Source organism: Enterococcus sp. ZJ1622, assembly GCF_011038845.1.
Lineage (GTDB): Bacteria > Bacillota > Bacilli > Lactobacillales > Enterococcaceae > Enterococcus_B.
In genome coordinates this window covers 32,194-54,598 of record NZ_JAAKDW010000003.1, presented here as the reverse complement: position 1 = coordinate 54,598, position 22,405 = coordinate 32,194, and the positions used below count along the sequence as shown (strand labels likewise).

20 protein-coding genes are annotated in these 22,405 nt (G+C 41.8%); 2 read left to right on the top strand and 18 right to left on the bottom strand.

Annotated elements, in window-relative coordinates:
* Positions 1–18 precede the first annotated feature (18 nt).
* The 3 genes from G7Y42_RS03550 to G7Y42_RS03540 form a co-directional block, all read right to left on the bottom strand.
* Positions 19–918 carry a metallophosphoesterase gene (locus G7Y42_RS03550; protein ID WP_165004040.1) on the bottom strand — a complete coding sequence of 300 codons (900 nt, stop codon included), beginning with the start codon at positions 916–918 and terminating at the stop codon, positions 19–21.
* Between the two features lie 9 nt (positions 919–927).
* Complete coding sequence (locus G7Y42_RS03545) at positions 928–1,284, bottom strand: iron-sulfur cluster biosynthesis family protein (RefSeq protein WP_165004038.1); 357 nt, start codon at positions 1,282–1,284, stop codon at positions 928–930.
* Between the two features lie 61 nt (positions 1,285–1,345).
* Entirely contained in the window at positions 1,346–1,918 is a 573-nt protein-coding gene (locus G7Y42_RS03540; RefSeq protein WP_165004036.1) for a GNAT family protein, read from the bottom strand.
* A 233-nt stretch (positions 1,919–2,151) separates the two neighbouring features.
* On the opposite strand from G7Y42_RS03540, the gene G7Y42_RS03535 reads away from it, so the two are divergent.
* On the top strand, positions 2,152–2,451 hold the full coding sequence (locus G7Y42_RS03535) for a hypothetical protein (protein WP_165004034.1): 300 nt from the start codon (positions 2,152–2,154) through the stop codon (positions 2,449–2,451).
* A 103-nt stretch (positions 2,452–2,554) separates the two neighbouring features.
* On the opposite strand, the gene G7Y42_RS03530 is transcribed toward G7Y42_RS03535, so the two are convergent.
* From G7Y42_RS03530 to G7Y42_RS03515, 4 genes are read right to left on the bottom strand one after another with little or no spacing between them, the layout of a single operon-like run.
* Entirely contained in the window at positions 2,555–3,508 is a 954-nt protein-coding gene (locus G7Y42_RS03530) for a siderophore ABC transporter substrate-binding protein (protein ID WP_165004032.1), read from the bottom strand.
* 23 nt (positions 3,509–3,531) lie between these two features.
* Positions 3,532–4,287 (bottom strand): ATP-binding cassette domain-containing protein, encoded by a 756-nt coding sequence (locus G7Y42_RS03525; RefSeq protein WP_165004030.1) that lies wholly within the window; start codon positions 4,285–4,287, stop codon positions 3,532–3,534.
* Entirely contained in the window at positions 4,284–5,243 is a 960-nt protein-coding gene (locus tag G7Y42_RS03520; protein WP_165004028.1) for an iron chelate uptake ABC transporter family permease subunit, read from the bottom strand. The genes G7Y42_RS03525 and G7Y42_RS03520 overlap by 4 nt, the downstream gene beginning before the upstream one ends.
* Complete coding sequence (locus G7Y42_RS03515) at positions 5,236–6,186, bottom strand: iron chelate uptake ABC transporter family permease subunit (protein ID WP_165004026.1); 951 nt, start codon at positions 6,184–6,186, stop codon at positions 5,236–5,238. The genes G7Y42_RS03520 and G7Y42_RS03515 overlap by 8 nt, the downstream gene beginning before the upstream one ends.
* A gap of 149 nt (positions 6,187–6,335) precedes the next feature.
* Between G7Y42_RS03515 and G7Y42_RS03510 the strand changes: the two genes are divergently transcribed.
* The gene (locus tag G7Y42_RS03510; RefSeq protein WP_165004024.1) at positions 6,336–6,782 is read left to right on the top strand and encodes a YueI family protein; all 447 of its coding nucleotides are present in this window, start codon (positions 6,336–6,338) and stop codon (positions 6,780–6,782) included.
* 113 nt (positions 6,783–6,895) lie between these two features.
* Here the strand turns inward: G7Y42_RS03510 and G7Y42_RS03505 are convergent, their stop codons facing one another.
* The 11 genes from G7Y42_RS03505 to G7Y42_RS03455 form a co-directional block, all read right to left on the bottom strand.
* The gene (locus tag G7Y42_RS03505; protein WP_165004022.1) at positions 6,896–9,262 is read right to left on the bottom strand and encodes a BspA family leucine-rich repeat surface protein; all 2,367 of its coding nucleotides are present in this window, start codon (positions 9,260–9,262) and stop codon (positions 6,896–6,898) included.
* A 21-nt stretch (positions 9,263–9,283) separates the two neighbouring features.
* Positions 9,284–9,490, bottom strand: a complete 207-nt coding sequence (locus G7Y42_RS03500) for a hypothetical protein (RefSeq protein ID WP_165004021.1) — start codon at positions 9,488–9,490, stop codon at positions 9,284–9,286.
* Positions 9,478–9,801 carry an LPXTG cell wall anchor domain-containing protein gene (locus tag G7Y42_RS03495; protein WP_165004019.1) on the bottom strand — a complete coding sequence of 108 codons (324 nt, stop codon included), beginning with the start codon at positions 9,799–9,801 and terminating at the stop codon, positions 9,478–9,480. The genes G7Y42_RS03500 and G7Y42_RS03495 overlap by 13 nt, the downstream gene beginning before the upstream one ends.
* The gene (locus G7Y42_RS03490) at positions 9,798–10,817 is read right to left on the bottom strand and encodes a DUF916 and DUF3324 domain-containing protein (protein WP_165004017.1); all 1,020 of its coding nucleotides are present in this window, start codon (positions 10,815–10,817) and stop codon (positions 9,798–9,800) included. Before G7Y42_RS03490 ends, G7Y42_RS03495 begins: the two co-directional genes overlap by 4 nt.
* Positions 10,818–10,924: 107 nt before the next feature.
* Positions 10,925–11,638: a hypothetical protein gene (locus G7Y42_RS03485; protein ID WP_165004015.1), complete on the bottom strand. Its 714-nt coding sequence runs from the start codon at positions 11,636–11,638 to the stop codon at positions 10,925–10,927.
* 168 nt (positions 11,639–11,806) lie between these two features.
* A complete protein-coding gene (gene gshAB, locus G7Y42_RS03480; protein ID WP_165004012.1) occupies positions 11,807–14,086 on the bottom strand; it encodes a bifunctional glutamate--cysteine ligase GshA/glutathione synthetase GshB in 2,280 nt (759 codons plus the stop codon).
* 177 nt (positions 14,087–14,263) lie between these two features.
* Positions 14,264–15,265, bottom strand: coding sequence for a signal recognition particle-docking protein FtsY (ftsY, locus tag G7Y42_RS03475; RefSeq protein ID WP_165004009.1), 1,002 nt, complete (start codon positions 15,263–15,265; stop codon positions 14,264–14,266).
* Positions 15,266–15,276: 11 nt separating this feature from the next.
* Positions 15,277–16,086, bottom strand: coding sequence for a Cof-type HAD-IIB family hydrolase (locus tag G7Y42_RS03470; protein WP_165004007.1), 810 nt, complete (start codon positions 16,084–16,086; stop codon positions 15,277–15,279).
* Between the two features lie 9 nt (positions 16,087–16,095).
* Entirely contained in the window at positions 16,096–19,677 is a 3,582-nt protein-coding gene (smc, locus tag G7Y42_RS03465) for a chromosome segregation protein SMC (protein ID WP_165004004.1), read from the bottom strand.
* Between the two features lie 22 nt (positions 19,678–19,699).
* On the bottom strand, positions 19,700–20,386 hold the full coding sequence (gene rnc / locus G7Y42_RS03460; RefSeq protein WP_165003987.1) for a ribonuclease III: 687 nt from the start codon (positions 20,384–20,386) through the stop codon (positions 19,700–19,702).
* A 239-nt stretch (positions 20,387–20,625) separates the two neighbouring features.
* Positions 20,626–22,404 carry an oligopeptide ABC transporter substrate-binding protein gene (locus G7Y42_RS03455; RefSeq protein WP_165003985.1) on the bottom strand — a complete coding sequence of 593 codons (1,779 nt, stop codon included), beginning with the start codon at positions 22,402–22,404 and terminating at the stop codon, positions 20,626–20,628.
* Between the last annotated feature and the right edge of the window lies 1 nt (position 22,405).

Sequence of the window (22,405 nt, the reverse complement as noted above, 5' to 3'; positions counted from 1 at the left end):
TAGACAGCTGATGGAGCTTCAATACGGCACCATAGTCATTGCCTGCTCGAATTCTTCATGCAGATGCGCTTTTTGATACTCACTGAATGCGGGATGATGCGCACGCAAGAGAACACGAAGCTTCATCGGATCATAGCTTTCGATCAATCGGTTCTCACGTACGAAAGCACGGGTCAGCTGCCATTCGTAATAATAGCCGAAAGGACGGCAGCTGTAGATCGTGTGATTGATGATTTTATCCTCAAAGCGTCGATGGGTATGGCCAAAGACCACTTGTTTGATATTGTCATATCTGTCAAGCAATTCTCCGAATGATTCTGAGCCTAAAAAAGCGTTCAATTTATTCCAGCGCTCATAAGGAGCCGTCTGATAGACGATGAATTCTCTCTTTGGGACGAAATGGGTAGACAAAATCACTTCGAGCCCCTTTCCTGCAAGTGAATCAAGGATTTTCCCTGCTGAATACAGCAATCTTCCATTGACTTCAAGGTCTGTTCCTTCACGCTGGATCAGGCGGTCATACCAGTACAGCCGCTTCATGCGCACGATCGCATCCTCTTCTTCAAGCTCTGAAAAACGATAATCATACCAGCCATTCATCCCTAAAAGGACTGTCTGATCATTCAAGGCAAGATAACGTTCATTCAAAAAATGCGGATCTGGAAAATGCGCCATCATCGCTTCCCCTGTTATATCAGCTAGCTCATGATTGCCGAAATGGAAAGTGGTTGGCAATCCTTTGTTCGCAAAAAAGTCGACAACTGCTAAACAGCGGTCGACTTTATTCGCCGTATCTCCTGCCAAGTGCAGGCGAGTAATCTTTTTTTGCTGTAAGACTTCCCATAGGATCATCAATTCTGCTTCACCGAATTTATTGATATCTACATGTAAATCACTGATGATCGCTAAGTTTCCCATTTTATCCCTCTACTCTTTTCGCACCACTTGAAGGTTGCCTTTTCTTAATCCACTTGGACCTTTTAATTGTAAACTATTATAGGTTGGTTCTAAAGCCAGAGTTGTCGGATCATCCATGTAAAGGATCGCACTGTCTTTGATCTTGACTGGTCCTACTGGTGTGTCAGCAATGACAGAATACAGGCTCAAGTCTTTTTGTGTATCTTTTTTGACTAAAATCAAACGAAAAGCGGTATCCAATTGGCAACTGACCTGACTTTCTGCAAACGGTCCATCGCCATTTTCGATGTCTAACAAGATCTGATCATCTGCTTCGATTTTATTTTTCAATACTTCTTGTGCTTCTTTTGTCACTTCTAATTTCATACGTCTCACCTCAAGTCTTAGAATAATCACTTTACTCTCTGGATGCAACTAATTTGTCTGCTCAAGCTTGCTGTAGCGCCAGCCATTCCGCTTTCGTGATTCCACGCAGCACCATCGAGATGAGCTCTCCTTTTACGATCTGTGCATCTGGGATGAATCCTTCTTGCTTCATATGGAGTTTCTCCATCACTCGTCCAGAATTAGGATTGTCACTGTTATGCCAAGCATGTATCCGAACCAGTTCCAACTTTTCGAAGCCTAATCGCAATAGTGCTCCAGCTGCTTCTGGGACATACCCGTTTCCCCAATACCTCTTATTCAAGATATAGCCGATCTCTGCTGTCCTATTTATTTCCTGCACGCGAAGATCGATCGTGCCGATCAGTTTCCCGGTTTCTTTTTGTTCGATGCCATATTTACCAAGAGGCTCCTTCATGAACCAGTCAGCGATACAGTTTTTTGTATCTGAAAGCGTCTGATGCCGAGGGAAAACAAAAAATGTGTTCTCTTCGTCGCTTGCGTATTCATACATATCTACCGCATCTTCCAGTGTCACTGGCCGCAAGCGTAATCGCTTCGTTTCTATCTGTTGATACTGTGCAAAGATTAGATTTCGATTGATCGTCAGTTCCATTTTATTGCCCACCTGTCTTTTTATATCACCTACTACTTTATCCGTTTTCCCAAGAAGCAACAAGTATCTATCCAGACTTTTCTTATTTTTTTCTTAAAGTAGCACAACGATCGAGAAATATATAAAAGCTTTAATTTCTGATAGAAAAAGAATAAACTTTTGTTCACGGATTATTAACATCTTTTCGATAAAGTGATCTTATCAACTAAAAGACTTGCTTTGGAGGAATCACTATGGAGGAATATACGAAAACGATCTATTTTATTGAAGAGACTCAAAATATCGAAGGGTCTTTCATCGAAGTCAAAACTCTTTTTGTCAATGACGACAAAGAAAAAGCCGTTTCCTTCTACGAAAAACTAGCAAAAAAATCATCTCGTACATTCGGACTGGTTTTAAGTGCGTACAAAATCAAAGCAGAAGAAAGCTATTTCTATCAGCTGCTGAAACGCTGGAGCCATCTTCCTGCTGAATTCTACCGCAAAATGAACATTTTGAATTATCGTACATTAGCAGAAAACTATCCCCGATGAACGAGCTATGAATCGTTTCAAGCAAAAACACATCAGGACTGATCACTTTTATGAACAGTCCTAGTGTGTTTTATTATCTATTCCAAATACTGAATCGACGAGTTTATTTAAATGCTTGGTTCACGTCTTCGATCATCAGTTTCAATGACTCAAGACCACCGCCACTCAGATACCATACATCTGGTTCTAAAGAGATGACTTCCTGGTTCTTCCCGGCGTTCGTCTGGGCAATGAGTTCATTGGACGCAACATTATCTTTGCTGTCATCTCCACCGATTGCTTTTGTCCGATCGACGACGAATAGGATATCCGGATTTTTTTCCAACACATATTCGTATGAAATACTTTGGCCGTGTGTCGATGCTTCGATTTGCTCATCTGCCTGCTTGAATCCGAACAAATCATGGACGAATCCAAAACGGGAACCTGAGCCATAAGCAGACAGCTGGCCTTCATTTACTAGGGTCACCAATGCTTTTTTGTCCGATTCTTCCGCTTTTTTCTTCGTCTCATCGATTTCTGTAGACAATTCAGCCAGTTGTTCTTTTGCTTTGTCTTCTTTTTCAAAGATTTTCCCTAAGGTCGTGACATTTTGCTGGATCGATTCCCATGGTTTTTTTGTGTCCACAGATAAGAAGAGCGTTGGTGCGATCTGGCTCAGTTCTTCCTGATAGTCACTTTGGCGTCCGGAAATAATAATTAGATCTGGTTTCATCTGGTTGATTTTCTCAAGATCTGGTTCCTTGATGCCGCCAGCTGATTCTACCTTTTTATAATCCGATAGATATTCTGGTAAATTACTTGTAGCTGCACCCGTTACTTTGTCGCCTACACCGAGCGCATCCATGGTGTCTAAGGACCCGTTGTCGAACACGACCACTTTTTGCGGATTTTTCGTTACTTCGATTTTTTTCCCGTTGCTGTCAGTTACCGATAGGGTTTTTGCCACTTCCGTACTACTTTCTTTGGTTTGTGCCTGGCTGTCGCCTTCATTATTTCCGCATGCGGCTAACCCAAATGATGCAACAATCAAAAATCCTGCTACTAATTTTTTCATCTCTTCTCTCCTAAGTTGTTTTTTTAGAAATAAAGACAGAACCGGCGTCCTTCGATTTCGCAGATTCGTATGTCCATTTCGTACAATTCATCTAACACTTGCTTTTGAATGATCTCATTCGTTTTTCCTTGTGTGAATAACTCGCCGTCTTTCATCGCAATGATCTCATCGGCGTAACTCGCGGCAAAATTGATGTCATGGAGTACAATCACTATTGTTTTTCCAAGCTCCTGTACTAGATTTTTCAATATCTGCATGATCTGTACAGCAAAATTCATATCCAAGTTATTGAGAGGCTCATCTAACAAGATATAGTCTGTATCTTGCGCGAGAACCATCGCGATATACGCACGTTGCAACTGTCCGCCAGATAGTGTGTCGATCGTTTGTTCTGCCAGTTTTTCCAAGCCTAAATGATGCATGGATTCTTGGACGATCTCATGGTCTTTTCCTGTCAGCCGCCCTTTCGTATAAGGAAATCTACCAAATTCGATAAGTTCTTTCACGGTGATTTGTACGTTGATTTCATTCGATTGCTTCAAGATCGACAGTTTTTTTGCTAATTCATTGGATCTCCAAGATTTCACTTCATTGTGGTCAAGATAGATCTCACCTGTATCTTTTTGGATCAAGCGGCTGATCATAGACAGAACTGTTGATTTCCCTGCTCCGTTCGGTCCGATAAAAGCGGTCAGTTGGCGTTCTGGGATCGTCAATTGGACATCTTTTACCACAGCGTTCCCATGATAACTTTTATTGACTTTTTGCAAATCGATCATCCGATACTCTTCCTTTCACGAATCAATTTTGTCACAAAATAAATGCCTCCGATAAATTCAATAACGACACTGACTGTTGTGTTCCAACCAAAAATCTGCTCAACGATCAACTGTCCACCAGTTAAAAAAAGCATGGCGATCAAAAAACTCCCTAAAAACAGCACTCCATGCCGATAGGTTGCAAACAGCCGATAGCTGATATTGGCTACGATGAAACCCAAAAAAGTGATTGGACCAACAAGCGCTGTAGCTGTACCGGTCATCAAACTGACGCCGCATAACACAAAAAACTGGACCCGATCCGTATCGATCCCCAAATTGATTGCCTGTTCTGTCCCTAAATGGAACACATCCAGCAGATGCCTTGCATGAAACAAGAGAAGCCAACTGCCGATGATCAGCAATGCTGCCGGAGCGAGATACTGGCTTTGGATATTCCCAAAGCTGGCAAATAGCCTTCCTTGCAGCAGGTCATATTCATTGGGGTCCATCACTACTTGCAAAAATGTACTGATACTGCCGAAAAGCGTCCCTAAGATCATACCGGTCATCAATAATAAGAAAAGATCTGCCTTTCCTTTTTTCAATAAAAAGAAAAACAACAGCAGACTCAGACCGACCATCAATACAATATTCAACAAGAAGAAAGCCATACCTTTCTGCTGAAGCATCGTCACTCCGCTTAACAGAAAGAAAAGCACTGTTTGGACCAGCACGTACAAGGAATCTAGTCCTAATACAGAAGGGGTCAAAAACTGATTATGCGTAACCGTCTGAAAGCTGATCGTCGCACCACTCGTCGCCAACGCGACCAAGAGAAACGCCCCTATTTTTTTACTTCTCAAAGCCCAGGCAAACTGCCAGTTTCCATATGTGTGGATCAGCAAATAGACGAGACAGACGATCAGGACACTGCTGATCAATCCTGCAAAGAGGAGCTTCTTTTCCTTAAGCATGCTTTCTCCCCCTCACCAGTAAATAAAGAAAGATCACGCCACCGATGATCCCTACGATCACACTAACAGGAATTTCATATGGATAGATCAAAAGACGGGCAAGAATATCACAGCTAAGTAAGAACACACTGCCTATCAGAGCAGTCAGACCTAATGTCTTATGTACCTGATCCCCATACATCCTTGAAACGATATTGGGAATGATCACACCTAAAAAAGGAATCGTCCCTACCATGATCAACACGACCGCACTTGCTAGCGACACCAATCCGATGCCTAAAAGCTGCATTTTCCGATAATCCATCCCCAGATTTACAGCAAAAGATTCGCCTAAACCTGCAATCGTGAATCGATAAGCGAATAGCCAAATGATCACCAGTAACGGCACGGTGACATAGACTAGCTCATAGCTTCCTCGCATCACTGTCGCAAAATTTCCTTGCAGCCAAGAAGACATGTTTTGCACGAGCTGGAACTGATAGGCAAAAAAAGTCGCAGCTGAACCGATAATGTTCCCCATCATGACACCAATCAGTGGGAGCATCAGTTGATTCTTTTGGGGGAACAGTCGAACAAATGATAAAAACAGCAATGTTCCTGCGAACGCGAACAAAAAGGCAGTCACTGAACGTACCCATAAAGAAGCGCTAGGTAAAAACAGCATCACCACTAAAATCCCTAAGCGTGCACTGTCCATCGTCCCGGCAGTTGTCGGCGAGACGAATTTGTTCTGTGTCAGATGCTGCATGATCAACCCGCAAATACTGCTTGTTGCTCCTGCTAAAATCAAACAGATCGTTCTGGGAATACGCGTAGCTGTCAATACTTGGAGACTTTGTTCCCTTCCATGTAGCAGATCTGCTATTTGGACATTGGAAACACCGATAAAAAGAGAAACTATACTTAATACACTTAATAATACGATCCATCGTCCGTAACGCATCCAATCCTCCTATCTAATTGAGAATGATTTTCATTCTTATTTTAAGTGAATGAATGAGCAAAAGCAACCGCTATTTTATATGTTTTAGTTATTTGTTCGGATTATGCTATAATCGAGGTATCAAATGGAGAAAAGGGAGGGAAATCTTTATGGCACAAGATGATGTGAAAAGCCACTTGGACAAAGGACTTTACGGCACGCCTTTAGTGAATCCTGAAGAACAGCACAAGTATTTAGGCACCTTCAGAGAACGCTGTTACCTTAGTATGACTGTCGCTGAGATGAGCGATCCTAAGAACAAAGAGAACTTTTTGAAAGAACTCAATAAACACACCGATGTTTCGATACGCTTGAATGGGGCGCTCCCCCTTTCGATCCAAAACCAGTATATTCAGCTAGCAACGAAAAACAATGTTCGTTTTACTGTCATCAATGACTTTGTATCTGCAGAACCGGATAGTTTCGGACTACTTTTGACCGCAAAAGAAGCAGTCAATGAACCTGTGATCGACGTGGAGAAAAAGTATCCGGAAGAAGAAGCAAAAAAAGACGAGGAAAAACCAAAGAAAAAGAGTTTTTGGGATCGTTTGTTTTAACTCTCTCTGGAAGATTTCTGCTAGTTCTAGCGCAAAAAAACGTTCTGTCTCTTGATCCTCAAGATCAAGAACAGAACGTTTTTTGACTTGTATAATGATATACAGCGAACAAGTCAACTTGGTCCATTGACAAGATTCCATTCGACATGCCCTACATAATTTCCTGGCTTAACAGATTTTGTATCAGCTATTTCCAAAGCGACATCGCCGAAATCATAATCATAAACAGCATCATGCTTTACTTGATTCGCTCTCATAATAATCACAGGAGCTGTGGTAGCGATACTAGGCTGGCTAGCACCTTGAACTTCATTAGTGCTATCGGTCAAATCAGTTATTGGATTGAATGGTGAAGTACCATCATTACTATTTTTCTTAACCACACCGGCATTTGTAGTAGTAATCTTGCTTCCTGGGAGTGTCCCCCCATTTTCCCAAACAAGTTGTGCTTGCAATGTCCAAGTATGATCTGTATTACTTTTATCACAAACACCTACATGAAAAGAGTTCGCTTTAGTAAATGGAATCTTTTGTGCGCCAGATTCCTTCAAAAGAATCGGAGGAAAGAAAAATTTTCCAGGAAAATACGCCAGTCCATAGATGCTCACTGATTCTGGACTAATGTTATCTGAACTTGAAGGAATGTTGGGTAGCGAGAGCCAACTTGCCTGATAAATTGTCGACGTCAATGTCGTCACATCAGTGGGATTTTCGACTCCATCTATCCAGCCAGAAAAAATGCTATGTTCTTTTTTTACGACTAATCCCTTTTTGAAATCCTGGAATGTCTGCACTTGAAGTTTAGGATCTGTCGGTTGTACTGCGATTGTCTGGAAATAATATTTACTCGTGACTTGATCTTGGAATACGCCGCCATTAGCATCAAACACAGGACCAGGAACGGCTCGATTGTCAGAGTAGTAATCATAATTAAGTAATCGGTTATCTTTGGCAATGACTAACAGTGGTGTTTGCTTGTTATTAGAAAAAAACATCTTGCTCATATCCTGTACGTTTTTCATATCGAAATTGCTTAGATTCAATAGATTCAGCTCATCTGTTCCGCCAAACATGTAATTCATATTTGTCACGTTATCTGTCCGAAAAGAACTCAAATCTAGTTTTTTCAGTTTTTTGAGTCCTGCAAACATATGGGCCATATTTGTCACTTTGGTAACGTCCCAGCCGGACAAATCCAGGTCCTGTATTTGAGAAGAAACATTGAACATGTAATTCATATCGATGACATGAGAAGTATCCCAACCGCTCAAATTAACATTGACCAAAGAAGGGTCATTGGCAAACATAGCACCCGTATTAGTCACTGCACTAGTATCCAATCCTGTCAGATCCACTTCTTTCAAAGCAGACCAAAATTGAAATGCATATCTCAGATCAGTATCTTGGATAGGGACTTTACTGCCTGGTTCTATCTTAAAACTCGTGACAGTATTATAGCTTGGGATAACGGTCGTGTTGATGTCTTGCAGAACTGTTGGTTTTCCATTGATAGACGTCGGCACCACGATATCTGTGCTTCTTCCGACATATTTTGTCAATATATATTTATCTTTTTGAGGGGTTAACTGAAACTGCCAGTCAGAGGAAGCAAATTCCGCGCGATCATTCTTTGTTCCATATTTCTTATCATCATTTGGTTCTCCTCCAACTGCTTTCACAGAAAAGTTTTCCCTGTTGTCTCTCCAACTGTCTAAATCAACTTCAAAAAGCCTCGTGCATCCTGAAAACATTCCTTCTTTATTCTTTATTTCTGTCGTATTCCAATGGTCGATTCCTTGTATTGCGGTTAGATTTTGGCAGTCCTTAAACATATTCGTTACATTCACAGGGGCTGTATTTTGTAGGATCGTTATTTCTCTCAGATTGGTACACCCCATGAACATCCCTTCCAGATTAGCAGCATCTAATTTATTGAACCAGACAGACTTTAATTGCGTACAATCTGCGAACATCTCGCTGAAATCTGTATCACCAAAATCAACTTTTTCTAAGATATGATTTCCGCTAAATGTATTTTTCCATTTGACTGGCGCTGTCGGCTCCTCAAAAACATATGGCACTACTTTAAGTGAAGATGATACGGTAAATGTTCTGACAGCTTGTCCTTTTATTGAATAAAAAAACTCTGGCATGAAGGTGATTTTATCGATAGATGGGGCAATTGCATCCAAAAAGTGATTGTCTATCACGATATCTGTCGGAATCTTTCCAGTTGTTATCCCTGTAAGTTCTAATTCGTTATTTTTTAGTATATAGGAAATACTTTTGTACACACCAGTTCTCATTTCCGGTGATTCTTCTGCTAATGGCTTGCTAGTGCTGTCGGAAGTAGAAAAAGAACGACTCATAGAAGAAGCGATATGTTGCCCTACATCACTATCAGCATGAACGACTTCCCCATAGAACATCATATGCCCAAACAGGAAAAACAGAATAGATATATACTTCGTCTTTCTCACATTCAACTTCTCCCTCTCATGTTACAGTTGTTGATTCATGATAATTAAATAAACTATACCTAGCGCGATCAATATCATGGAAGAAACAATCACCAAAACATTTATATATACATTTTTTTTATTTGTATAGCCGGTTACTAATTTTTTATAGTTATCTAAAAATAAGTAGATGTTTAAAAATAAAAAAGTAACTCCAGACAGGATAATCAACATCGCTACTGTAGGCATCTTTTTTTCCTCCTCCTGATGACATAAATAAGCCAAACCGTTCCAATCACTAGAGAACCAGTGTACCAATAATCATTGTTCCCAGTAGAACCTGTTTTTGGCAAAACCTGCGAATGCGACCGTTCTTCTTTACTTCCATATTGATCTTTCTCCTGTGTCTCACCGGGCAATATACCTGGCATAATCTTTCGAAACAAAAATACAGAGATCGGTGTCTCTTTCGCCAATGTCGGCTGCTCAGCATATACTTGTCTGCCAAATACCAAAGATACAAACAAGATTATGATAGAAATCACAGTAAATTTTTTCACATTGGGTTCCTCTTTTTTATGATAATCAGGTACGCTGTCCCGATAACATTTAGTATGATGAAAATCCCCATACTTACTTTCAACCAGATTGGGATAACTACATGATAAATGGATTTCTCGTTGATATGTTCAGCCGCAGAAGAAGTGATTTCAAATGCCTTTTTTAATCGCCATTCTTTCCCGCCTGCTCGAACGGTTCCTGTAAAAAGATACTTACCTGCTTTTAAGTCTTCTTTTTTCCAATCGAATTGAAAAGGATAGACAGAATAAGGGGCGATATTTATATTTGTTTTTTCTTGTTTTTTGACTAGTTTGTTCGTTGATTTTTCAAGAATCTCACCTGATACAATAGCTTCTCCGAAGATATATGGATTTGGGTTCAAGATATCAGCTTGGATGATTTTTCTGCCATCCGATAACACAGGGGCAACCTTCTCCAAACTTACTGAACTATTTTTCTTCATCGCTGATTTCGGATCATTGGTCAAAACAACGCCTATCGTGTAACTGTAAGTATTTTTTACGGACACATTTGTCTCAGTTTTTGGTAGCTGATCTTCATCTTTTTCAGAAACGACGACCCCGCCAATAATGACACCCGAAAAGCGATGGCTAGGCATGGTGACATCAAGCGTTGTCTCACTCTCGCTTTTTGGCGGGACTGTGACTTCAGATTGCGAGACTTTCACTATGGATGTTAATGGGATTTTGAGAGATTTGTTATCCTTCAAATTCCCGGTGTAGTCCAATAATCCATTCGAATTCGTATTAGCATTGGTGACTTTCACTTGAAGCTTTTTCGCTTTATCCGAACTGTTGATCAGCTTGATTTTCAATTTGTCTTTCGCACCTATTCCTTCGTTGAGATAAAAATAACCTAAATCAGGATCGATCTGCTTTGCATTGGGCACGCCTTCGATGGTATACCCTCCTATCTCTTCGGCTTGAACGAAGGGACTTCCTACGCCTAATATAATCAACGCTATGCTTGCTATTTGAATGAGTCTCTTTATCAATTAAACTCTTCCTTTCTTTTTTTGATCAGTGAGGTCGTTATCTTGCTCTATCCCAGCCTCCTTAATCAAAAAAAGGAAAAGAGTCGTTTCTTTCCCTTTTTTCAATACTACGGTGCAACTGACAAATTCCATTCGACATGCCCTTTGTGTGTACCTGCTGCAGTGGTTTTTGCATTAGCTATTTTGAGAGACACAGCTCCGAGATCGTAATCATAGGTATCGTTATGGATAAATCCCTGCGTTCCTGTCATCAGCAATGCTTGTGCATCAGAGGTGATTGCTACATTAGGTACAGCTGTCACAGATCCAGCTGGTGCATCAACCAAGTTGCCCCCTCCTGTGTTGACTTTTGCATCTGTTCCAGTATGGCCGGTTTGGATCGACATCCCCTGTTCGTTATTGTCCCAAACTAGCTGAGCTTTTAATGTCCATCCTTTTGTGCCACGTGTCTTATCTTTCACCCCAACATCAAAAGTACCGGATTTTTGAGGCATCGTCACATTGATCGTTTGGGGGCCACTTTCGTTTAATTTTGTTGCTGGTATGGAAAAAATACCGGGTTGATAGGCAATCCCAAAAGCGACAGTAGGATCATTGGACTGATTGCCGGGATCAGTCGGATCTGAAGGATTTGTCGTCTTACTTGGAGGTGTCGGATTACTCCCTCCGTTATCCGGTAATTGAAGAGGTGCCGTAATCGGCGTTTGTGCAGTTGCTGGATCAGGACTAATCGCTGTATCTGCAGCATACACTCCAGTTCCTGTTGCTAAAATCGTACAGGATAAGATCCCTGCACCGACGAAACAAATACTATGTTTCACTCTTATCACTCACTTTCTTTCATATGAATATCAGATATTTAAGATATTATTTATGAAACAACTGAACGATATCATAGTTATGCCCAATTCATTTTTTTGTTTTTTTTAATTTGACTAGATGATTCGATAAAATTTAAAGAATAACATAAAAAAACTCCTGATTATAGCCTAATCAGGAGTGATTCCTAGTTCTGGATATAACAATTTCAATACATGCATGGTCAGTCTTCTGCCTTTTCCCGCAAATGGGTAGACATGCATATGCATCGCCGGATTGAAGTTTGCTTCGATGATCCCGTATGCTTGTTCATGATGATTCGGATCGATCTCCTTGTCTGGAATGATCAGATCGATCCCGCTGATTTTCGCGCCTAGTGATTCGACTGCTGAGACAGCGATATGCTTGTATGCTTCAGAAAACTCATCAGTCATATCGATCGAATCACCACCTGTACTGATATTGGAGTTTTCTCTCAAATAAACGACCTGATCTTTTTGAGGGACCGAATGGATGTTCAATCCTTGTTCCTTCAACATCAATTGTTCTAATTCACCTAACTGGATCAGTTCCAGTGGTGCGCGATGATTCGTCCCGCGTAATGGGTCAAGATTCTTTTCAGCAACTAATTCTTCAACCGTACGAATACCATCTCCGATCACATTTGCCGGCACTCGAAGCATGATCGCCTGAACCTCTCCATCAATGACAAAGAAGCGGTATTCTGTTCCCGGCATGAATTCTTCTACCAAGACCGATGTATCTTCACGAAAAGCGATCGTCAAACCTGCTTGATAATCTGATAGATCTGCTCCGTCTTTGAATATCGTGATCCCCAGTCCGTAATTCGTTGATTTGGGTTTGATGACAAAAGCCTGATCGGCAAATCTCGGATAAGCCTTCAGCGCTTCTTCCATGGATGAGAATTCAGCGCCGTCTGGTACGCGAAATCCTGCTTCTTTCAAGACTTTTTTCGTTACGGTCTTGTTTTCCATGATAAGCGGGACAATATAGCTATCTTTGCTAGTCATATTGGCATTTTTTACGTACTCCACATGCTCTTGATGCTGCAAACGCAGGAACTGGTCTGATTCGTCGATCACTTTTACTTGGATCCCTTTTTGGATAGCATCATAAATAAATATCTGTGTAGACAATTCCATTTCACGGAAACCAGCTAACTGATAAGGCCGTTCATGACTTTGTTCATAGTATTTTTTCCCTAATGCTGTAGCGGTTTCGTGCTGACTTGTTTGTTGTGCTTCTTGATACAAACGAGCGGCTAGCGTTTTTTCAGGAGTTTCCAGCAGCATCTCTGCTTTTTCGACTAGAGAAAGCGAATCTAGCCAATCTAGCTCTTTCACCATCTGCTTCATTTCACGGATAAGATCCATGCCTTCTTGATAGAATGCTGTTTGGTTCATCGGCTGTTCTAAAGAGACCTGTTCATTTCGCTGAGCGCCTTTTGCCACCCATTGATCGATATCCGAGCCTTCTTCGATCCAAAGCATCAGGGTCATGAACAGCTGCAGGAACCGGACTTGATCTTGATCGATCCCTAAACGTGCATAAGGATTCAAGTCGATATTCCGTAATTCGATGTAACGAACACCTGATTTTGCCAGATCAGCTACTTTCTTGCCTCCGCGAAAACGGATCGGCGTGTAGAATTCTTTTTCCTCTGACAATTTGCCTTCTTCCACCATTCGTTCGATATCTGCCAGATACTTAGACATCGAAGCATAAGAAACTTTGACATTTGGAGGATTGGTGTAGCCAAATGAACTGTTCCGGATACTTCTAACAGGCTCTTCTGGTCGCGGTTTATCCATAAAATAATTATTTTCACTTGTTGGAGAAGCACCGAACAAATATGTGATCAGCCAGCGATAACGTAAAAAATTACGTGCAGCTTTCAAATACAATTCTGTTTTGAAATCAGTAAATGTTGAGATCTCTTCTTGTTGTGCGAACAATGCTTTCAATAGATCTTCGCCAAATTCAAAGTTGAAGTGGATCCCGCTGACCATTTGCTTTCTTTTTCCATATTCTTTTGCTAAATAACGTCGATACAAGACATCTTCAAAGCTTTCTAGCTTCGCAATCATGATCTCTTCGTCTTTTTCCGGTAATGCAGGTGGCATACTTAGGGGCCAGATCATTTCCTCTTCTGACATAGAGCGGGAAGTGACATCATAAATAGCTGCTAAGTACTGGAACAACTCAGAAACTGAATCAGTTACCGGCGTAATCATTTCTACCTGAGTTTCACTAAAATCTGTTTGAATATACGGATGATACGTACGATTGCCAAAAACGGCCGGATGATCAGTATGGGCTAAATTCCCAGAAAGGTCCACGCGCTGTCCTTCGCGTTCAATACCATAGCGGCCTTGATCGATAAAGGGACGTGAACTGGGATGCAGTAATAATTGCTTAAAATTCATCATCAAATGTCCTCCAATTCATATGACTCTTATTATAATAAAAAAACTGCAGAAAAAGAACGAAATTGTTTGATTATCGCTTACAAAATAGTAGAAGTCCAGCTACTTTCCCTCTCTTGAGTTTCTTACTATCCAAAAAAGAAGTCGCGACTTCTGCCACAACTTCTTTTTTTCTAAAAATTATTCTTCTTCCTTCAATAGACCCTTAAACAATCCGACCACAAAGTCATTTGGATCGAATGGTTCCAGATCATCGATCCCTTCACCAAGGCCGACTAGTTTGACTGGCAAATGCAGTTCGTTTCGGATCGCTAACACGATCCCACCTTTTGCCGTACCATCTAGTTTCGTCAAGACAAGTCCTGTCACGTCTGTCGTTTCCTTGAACTGTTTTGCCTGGATCATCGCATTTTGTCCAGTTGTCGCATCTAACACTAACAATGTTTCTTGCGGTGCGTCTGGCATTTCGCGTTGGATCACTCGTTTGATTTTTTCTAATTCATTCATGAGGTTCACTTTGTTTTGAAGACGTCCTGCTGTATCTACCAACAAAATGTCGGCTTGTTCTGCTTTGGCTTTTTCCATCGCATCATACACGACAGCAGCCGGATCACCACCAGCTTTCCCGCGGACTACTTCTACTCCAGCGCGTTCGCCCCATACGACTAATTGATCGATCGCACCAGCACGGAAGGTATCAGCAGCAGCCATCAATACTTTCTTACCTTCATTCTTGAATTGATGAGCAAGCTTTCCGATGCTCGTCGTTTTCCCTACACCATTGACACCGACGAATAAGATGACCGTCAATCCGTCTTCTTGGATATTCAGTTCATTGACTTCGTTGATCCCTTCTTGTTCATAAAGATCCACTAATTTCTCAATGATCGCATTCTGCACTTCTGCAGGTTTCTTCGCATTTCGAAGCTTTACTTCCTGACGCAGTGACTCCGTGATCTGGATGGCTGTCTCAAAGCCCACATCGGCGCCGATAAGTGTTTCTTCCAATTCTTCAAAGAAATCTTCATCCACGGTTCGGAAATTCGCAAAAAGCTCATTCATCCGCTCGCCGAATGTCTTTCTCGTTTTTTCTAGTCCTTTGTCGTACTTCTCCTGTACTTCGACTTCTTCTGTTTTCTCTTCTCCCGTAAATGCTCGCTTGATTTTATCAAAAAAACCCATTTGATTCCCCCCTATTCCAAAACAAATTTTTTGATTGCTTCAGCTACGCCATTTTCTTCATTGCTTGCAGTGACATAGTTTGCCGCTTCTTTGACGAAAGGAACAGCATTAGCCATTGCCACACCTAATCCTGCATATTCGATCATCGGCAGATCGTTTTCTTCGTCTCCGATCGCCATGATCTCTTCTTTTTCCAGCCCTAGATCTTTTGCCAGCAAAGAGATCCCATAAGCCTTCGTGACACCTTTTGGCATAAATTCCAGCAACATGCTACGAGTTTTGATGATTTCGTATTTTTCATGGAAGCTAGCTGGTATCTCTTTGATTTTAGGGTCTAGTTCTTCTTGTGGATAGGCAATGACCGCTTTGTTCAAGACAAACTGATCAGTGATGTCTGATAAAGACGCCGGCTGAAATTGCAATAATTTGTTCAATACATTATATAATGATTGCTTCTTCGGCGCACTTGGAAGCTGCAAGACCACGTTATCAGATAATACATCCAATGGCAATTCCAATTGCTGAGCCAATTTATACAATCGATGGATGTCTGCTACTTCCATCACTTTCTTCTCGATGATCTCACCTGTATCGTTTTTCTGTACAAGGCTGCCGTTGAAAGTAATACTGAAATCACCTTCGTCTACAAGACCCAATTCTTGCAGATAATGAGCCATAGCAGCTAACGGGCGCCCTGTACACAGGACGATCTTGACGCCTTGTTCTTTGGCTTTTGCCAATGCCTGTTTGTTTTCTTCTGAGATCTTTTTTTCTTCATTCAATAAGGTTCCATCTAAATCGATTGCCACTAATTTGATCATACTTTTTTCCTACACTTTCGTTTCGCTCAATTTTCCTTCTTCATTGATGTCTTCCATCCGCACAGAAACGATTTTTGAAACGCCGGATTCTTGCATCGTGACGCCATAAAGCACGTCTGCTGCTACCATCGTTCCTTTTCGATGCGTGACCACGATGAATTGAGTATCGTCCTGGAAGTCACTCAAATAACGGCCAAACCGCTTGACGTTGGCTTCATCCAAAGCTGCTTCTACTTCATCCAGAATACAAAACGGTACTGGACAGACACGAATGATAGAAAAGAGCAGCGCGATCGCAGTCAATGCACGTTCCCCACCAGAAAGCAGGCTCAAACTTTGTAATTTTTTGCCAGGCGGCTGCACTTCGATCTCGATCCCGGTTTTCAAAAGATCTGTTGGGTCGGTCAATACAAGCTCTGCACGTCCGCCACCGAACATATTCGGAAAGACTACCTTGAATTCTTGTCGGATCGCTTCGAATACTTCTTTGAAACGCGTACGTACTTCATCATCCATCTCATCCATGGTTTCAAACAACTGGTTTTTCGCCGAAAGCAGATCGTCTCGCTGCGTAGCTAAGAAAGTATGGCGTTCGCTGACCTGATCGTATTGCTCGATCGCACTTAGATTCACTGGTCCTAGTTCATCGATCTGTGCTTTTAATGAAGCGACTGTGGTTCGGCTTTCTTCGATGTTTTCTGTTTCCTGATACTCTTGGACCGCTTTTTCAAAACTGATCTGATATTCAGTCTGCAAATAGTTCAAGTGATTATCCAAAACCATTTCTGCACGATCTTTTTGTACTTCTAATTTTGACTGTTCTGTCAATCGTGCTTTTTGCTGACTGTTCTGTTTCGCTAATTCCGCTTCCAGTCTGTCGATCTCGACCTGCCGCGCATCACGATCCGCTTTGGCTTCTTCAAGTTCTGCTTTTAGCATTCTTCGTTTGGCTGACAGCTCTTCGATTTTTTTGTCGAGACTTTCTTCGGTCACTTCATGGTCTGTGAAATCCGCAGTCAATGCAGCTAATTGTTTTTCCAAGCTTTCTTGACGTTCATATGCCTCTGTTTTTTGGACACGTGCGCCGCGAAGCTGGATCTGTAGGTGATTGAACTGCTCCTTAAGCACCGCAAGATCAGCTTGTTCCTGTGCTTTTCGTGCTTGTACCTGTGCTCTTTTTGCTTCCATCTGATCGCTTTCTTGGCTAAGCGTCTTGATTTCTTCATCGATCGATTGACGCTGTTGCTCCAATTCGCTTTGCTTGGCAGTCAATTCTGTTTTCTGCTTTTGGTAATTTTCGATGAACTGCTGCAACTCTCGCGTTTCGAAGGTCGAGATTTGTTTTTCTTTTTCAAAACGTGTGAGATCATTGGCCACATTTTGGAGCTGATTCGTCACTTCCTGTTCTTCAAATCTCAGCTGCTCTCCTTGGGCGCGTAATTGTTCTTGTTCTTCGCCTAAGATGGTGATTTCCTGCTGGATTTCCTGAACCTTTTTCTCTTGATCCTGGAGTTTCCGATCTGCTTGTTCAAATTCACTTGTCAGCTGTTTCAATTCTTGATTCTGGGCGAATAGACTGCCTTGGTTCCCTCGTTTGTTTGCTCCACCTGTCATTGAACCGCCCGCATTCATCACATCTCCTTCAAGAGAAACGACACGGTACTGATAACGGATCGTCTGAGCGATCGCATTTGCGCTCTCTAGATCTCTAGCGAAAAGGATCGTGCCCAATAGATTTTGGACGACTGTCTGGATTTGATCAGGAAAAGTGATCTGCTCACTTGCGATCCCCATGAATCCTTCTACAGAAGCTGCCTGTGTCAGAATATGTGCAGGAAGCTGTCTAGGTTTGATCGTTGTCAAAGGCAAGAAAGTTGCTCGCCCGCCTCTTTGCTGCTTCAAGTAAGTGATGGCTTGACGTGCGTCTACTTCATTCTCAACGATGATATGCTGCGCAGCTCCCCCTAAAGCAGTTTCGACAGCTAACGTGAAATCTGCTGGCACATCGATCAACTCAGCTACCGCACCGACGATCCCTGAAAGCTGATGCTTATGCTGCAAGACCAACCGGACACCTTGATAAAATCCAAAATAATTTTCCTGGATTTCCTGCAAGCTTTTTTGGCGTGCACGCAGTTGTTGGACTTGATTCATCAGCTGATACATCTTCGGCTGTTCTTGAGCCAATTGTTCTTGGAGTTTTTTGCCGTTTGACTGGATCTGCTCCAATTTTTCTTTTGCTTTTGCTAAAGATGCTTGCAGCTTATTCTGACGTTGTGTCAATTCTTCTTTTTGGGCTGCCAATTGCGTGACGGATGCTTCCACTTCTGATTGCTTAGCTAGTGTCTGCTGGCTTTTTGATGTTTCCTGCTGATATTGGCGGTCTAAATATTTCAGTTCATTCCCGACCTCAGCTTGTTCTTGCATCAAATCAACATACTGATCCCGTAGTTCTGCTAACAGCTCTTTTGTCGATTTTTGGTATTTTTCCAACTCCTGCTGTGTGTGCATCAAATGCGTCTCAGCTGTTTGGATCTCTGATTCTTTTTCCGCTACTTCTTTGTTCAAGCTTTCTTGCAGTTTTTCAAAGTGTTTGACTTTCTTTTTCGCCTCAGCAAGAGAAGCCTGATACTCCTGCGAGCTTTTCTGCGTATGTTTCGTACGTTCTAGAAGTACGTCTTTTTGTCCTTCTGTTTGTTTCAGACTTTCTGAAAGTCCCAGAAGTGTTTGCTGGTTCTTTTCGATCAGCCGGTCCGTCTGAACGTTTTGTTTGCGCTGTGTAGCTAATGTTTTCTCTTGTTCTTGGATCTCGGCAGTCAATTTTTCCAGTTCTTGATTGAACTCCTTCAATTGTTCCTGCTTTTGGTTCCAGTTTGTCTTAGCTGTTTTGATTTCTGCGATCATCAAAGAGATATCGGTTTGAGTCAGTGTTTCTTTTAACCGTAAAAACTCCTTTGCTGCCTCACTCTGGGCGGCCAAAGGAGTTAACTGCTCTTCCAATTCATGGATGATATCCTGGACGCGGCTGAGATTGTCTTCTGTTTCAAAAAGTTTCTGTTCTGCTTTTTTCTTCCGCTGTTTATATTTCAAAACGCCTGCAGCTTCTTCAAAGATACCGCGGCGATCTTCCGGTTTGCTGCTAAAGATCGCTTCGACTTTCCCTTGAGAAATGATCGAGAACGATTCTTTTCCCAAACCTGAATCCAAGAACAATTCTTGGATGTCCTTCAATCGGCAGTGCTGCTTATTGATAAAGAACTCGCTTTCTCCTGTTCGGCGATAGCGACGCGTCACGCTGATCTCATTGTATTCCAGCGGCAAGTAATGATCCGTGTTGTCCAAGATCACGGTGACTTCTGCAACGTTCAGCTGTTTGCGAGAGTCTGAACCGGCAAAAATGATATCTGGCATTTTCCCGCCGCGCAGACTTTTAGCTGATTGTTCGCCTAATACCCAGCGGATCGCTTCTGTGATATTGCTTTTCCCGCTGCCGTTTGGTCCGACTACCGCAGTGACGCTGTTCTCAAAATCAATGACCGTCTTGTCTGCAAATGATTTAAAACCGGCTATTTCAATTCGTTTCAAATACACGAAAGCTTTCCCTCACTTACTTTTACAGTGCTGCTAATGCATTTTCCGCCGCAGCTTGTTCTGCTAATTTTTTCGATTTTCCTTGTCCCGTCCCGATCAATTGGTCGTTGACATAAACTTCGATCCAGAAAACTCGTTCATGGGCTGGACCTTCTTCGTTGATCAACCGATATTCGATCGATACATCTCCTGATTTTTGCAGGACTTCCTGCAATTTTGTTTTATGATCCATCTCATGTGAAAAAGCACCTGCTTCAACCTTTGGAAAGATCACTTGTTCAATAAAGGCATGGGCTTTTTCGAATCCCTGATCGAGGTACAATGCACCTAAAAAGGCTTCGAATAGATCACAAAGAAGTGATGGGCGCGTACGTCCTCCAGAGTTTTCTTCTCCTTTGCCCAACATGATATACTGATCAAAGTGACATTCTTTGGCAAATTTTGACAAGCTGTCTTCGCGAACGATCGCAGCTCGTGTTTTCGTCAACTTTCCTTCCGGGATATCTGGATACAAACGATATAAGTATTCTGAGACCATCAATTCTAAAACGGCATCTCCTAAAAATTCAAGTCGTTCATTATCAGATAACTGCAAATTGCGATGCTCATTCACATAGGATGAATGGGTAAACGCTTGTTCAAGCAAACTTAGATCGTGAAAAACGATATTATACTTTTCTTTTAACTCTTTTGTCAGCTGGTTGTCCATTTTCCACATTCCTTTTATGGCTATTTTTTCAATACTTCCTTATTATACTGGTTTTTGGTTAAATTTGAAATGGTTCGAACGAAAGGTAAGTAAAGCTTTAATAATCCTAGTGATCTAATGGTTGTGGCTAGTTGGTCTTTCTAAATAAATAGGAAAGTAACGTCTGTTTTATCTATATTCGTTTTATATATAAAAACCGGAAAAAGGCAGTCCACCCTTTTCCGGTCATTCATTCTTTATTATGAACGTGAATCTGCAGTCACAGAAACATTCGCCCATGGATTTGGTTCATCATATGACCAGTTCCAATCTTTGACACGATCATTGACTGGTAATACTTCGTTACGGAACAATGTTGGAATCGCAAATGCTTCTTCAAATGCATATTCCTGCCATTTTTTATAAGCTTCTTTTTGGTACTCTTCATCAAATGCTTTACTTGAATTGATGTCATTGATCAATTCCGTGTTTTCATCTGACTCGAAACGAGTGTAGTTGAATGCCGCATTTGGTCCCCAAAGTCCGATTGGGTTTGGATCTGTCCCTGTGCTCCAAGCTGCTTGGTAAACATCGATTTCTGGGTCGTCATTTTCTAACTTATCATAGAATGAGTTGAATTCGATCAGACGTCCTGTCGTATATTTCACATCCAAACCGATCTTTTTCCATTGCTGGATATAGTAATCTGCTAATGGCTGTGCTGTTTCTCCACCTGACATGGAAGCAAAGTTGATGGTCAGCTTGTTCCCGTCTTTGTCTTCACGTAATCCGTCATCATCTACATCTTTGTAGCCAGCGTCATCTAACAATTTTTTCGCTTTGTCTAAGTCTTCTGTGTATCCCTTCATATCGCCATCGTGGTAAGCTTCGAATACTGGAGGGATCAATGAAGTCGCGTTGCTTCTCAAACCAGCGTAGAAACGTTCACCTACTGCATCGTTGTTCAATGCGTAGCCCATTGCTTGACGTAAAGACTTGTCACCCATTTTTGAATCCGGGTTGTATTCGACACTCTTAGTCTCTTTGTCCCATTTACCTAATTTGAATCCGATATACGTATAAGATGTTTGTTCACGACCTAAGTTTGTATAGCCGGAAATATCTTTATACGTATCATAAGTATCCGTCGGCATTTGGAAAATCATATCATAAAGCTTCGAGTTCAATGCTTCTGTTGCACTGGCAGTCGGCACGGATTTCATCGTGATCTTCTTCAGTTTTGGTGTACCTCTCCAGTAATACTCATTCGGCAAGTACTCTACTGATTCACCTGCAACGATATTGCTCATGTAATAAGGACCGAATGTCACTGGATTTTTACGAACCTGGTCGCTTGATTCCATGTCTTTGATCGCAACACCTTCCAATGTGTGTTTTGGTGCTGCATAAGTCCAGATACCGCCACCTGACTGCAGCATGCTTGGATTGACATCTTTGTATTCAATCTCAACTGTTTTGTCATCGACTTTCTTGATCCCTGAGATCGTATCTGCACTTCCGTCATGATATTCTTCCATCCCTACGATGTTACGGAACGTATCGTCATACCGGATCCCTGTATAGTCTTTATGACCAATGATTTCATATGGGAAGATCACGTCATCTGCTGTTACATCTTTGCCGTCTGACCATTTGACGTTATCTTTCACTTTGATCGTAGCTTTTTTCGTTTCTTGGTCTAAATCAAGTGTCGCTGCACCGTCATCAGTGATTTTGAAGCTGTCGTCATTTGAGAATAATGGCTCATGAGAAGGTTCCATGAATGCTCTATCAAAAGCATCTTGGTAAAACTCCCATTGGAACAACCCTTTGAATTGGCTGTCTGTTGCTACTGCTGCTTCCAGTTCGCCATCCTTGATCGCGTCACCATCGTTTTTAGTGGCGATCGGAAACGACAAGTTTTTTTGTTCGTTGTTCTCTGCTGACTTACTGCCAGAAGAATCTGTACTACCGCCTCCGCACGCTGCAAGAGCCAGCACGGACAGCATTGCTGCAAATCCAAAAATCGTTTTTTTCATT

Bases quoted from the DNA above. Each gene is read 5' to 3' on its own strand.
- G7Y42_RS03545 (WP_165004038.1), bottom strand. From the start codon at position 1,284: ATGAAATTAGAAGTGACAAAAGAAGCACAAGAAGTATTGAAAAATAAA.
- G7Y42_RS03470 (WP_165004007.1), bottom strand. From the start codon at position 16,086: ATGATCAAATTAGTGGCAATCGATTTAGATGGAACCTTATTGAATGAA.
- G7Y42_RS03535 (WP_165004034.1), top strand. From the start codon at position 2,152: ATGGAGGAATATACGAAAACGATCTATTTTATTGAAGAGACTCAAAAT.
- G7Y42_RS03520 (WP_165004028.1), bottom strand. From the start codon at position 5,243: ATGCTTAAGGAAAAGAAGCTCCTCTTTGCAGGATTGATCAGCAGTGTC.
- G7Y42_RS03510 (WP_165004024.1), top strand. From the start codon at position 6,336: ATGGCACAAGATGATGTGAAAAGCCACTTGGACAAAGGACTTTACGGC.
- G7Y42_RS03540 (WP_165004036.1), bottom strand. From the start codon at position 1,918: ATGGAACTGACGATCAATCGAAATCTAATCTTTGCACAGTATCAACAG.
- G7Y42_RS03500 (WP_165004021.1), bottom strand. From the start codon at position 9,490: ATGCCTACAGTAGCGATGTTGATTATCCTGTCTGGAGTTACTTTTTTA.
- G7Y42_RS03525 (WP_165004030.1), bottom strand. From the start codon at position 4,287: ATGATCGATTTGCAAAAAGTCAATAAAAGTTATCATGGGAACGCTGTG.
- rnc (WP_165003987.1), bottom strand. From the start codon at position 20,386: ATGGACAACCAGCTGACAAAAGAGTTAAAAGAAAAGTATAATATCGTT.
- G7Y42_RS03530 (WP_165004032.1), bottom strand. From the start codon at position 3,508: ATGAAAAAATTAGTAGCAGGATTTTTGATTGTTGCATCATTTGGGTTA.
- ftsY (WP_165004009.1), bottom strand. From the start codon at position 15,265: ATGGGTTTTTTTGATAAAATCAAGCGAGCATTTACGGGAGAAGAGAAA.
- G7Y42_RS03455 (WP_165003985.1), bottom strand. From the start codon at position 22,404: ATGAAAAAAACGATTTTTGGATTTGCAGCAATGCTGTCCGTGCTGGCT.
- G7Y42_RS03550 (WP_165004040.1), bottom strand. From the start codon at position 918: ATGGGAAACTTAGCGATCATCAGTGATTTACATGTAGATATCAATAAA.
- G7Y42_RS03515 (WP_165004026.1), bottom strand. From the start codon at position 6,186: ATGCGTTACGGACGATGGATCGTATTATTAAGTGTATTAAGTATAGTT.
- gshAB (WP_165004012.1), bottom strand. From the start codon at position 14,086: ATGATGAATTTTAAGCAATTATTACTGCATCCCAGTTCACGTCCCTTT.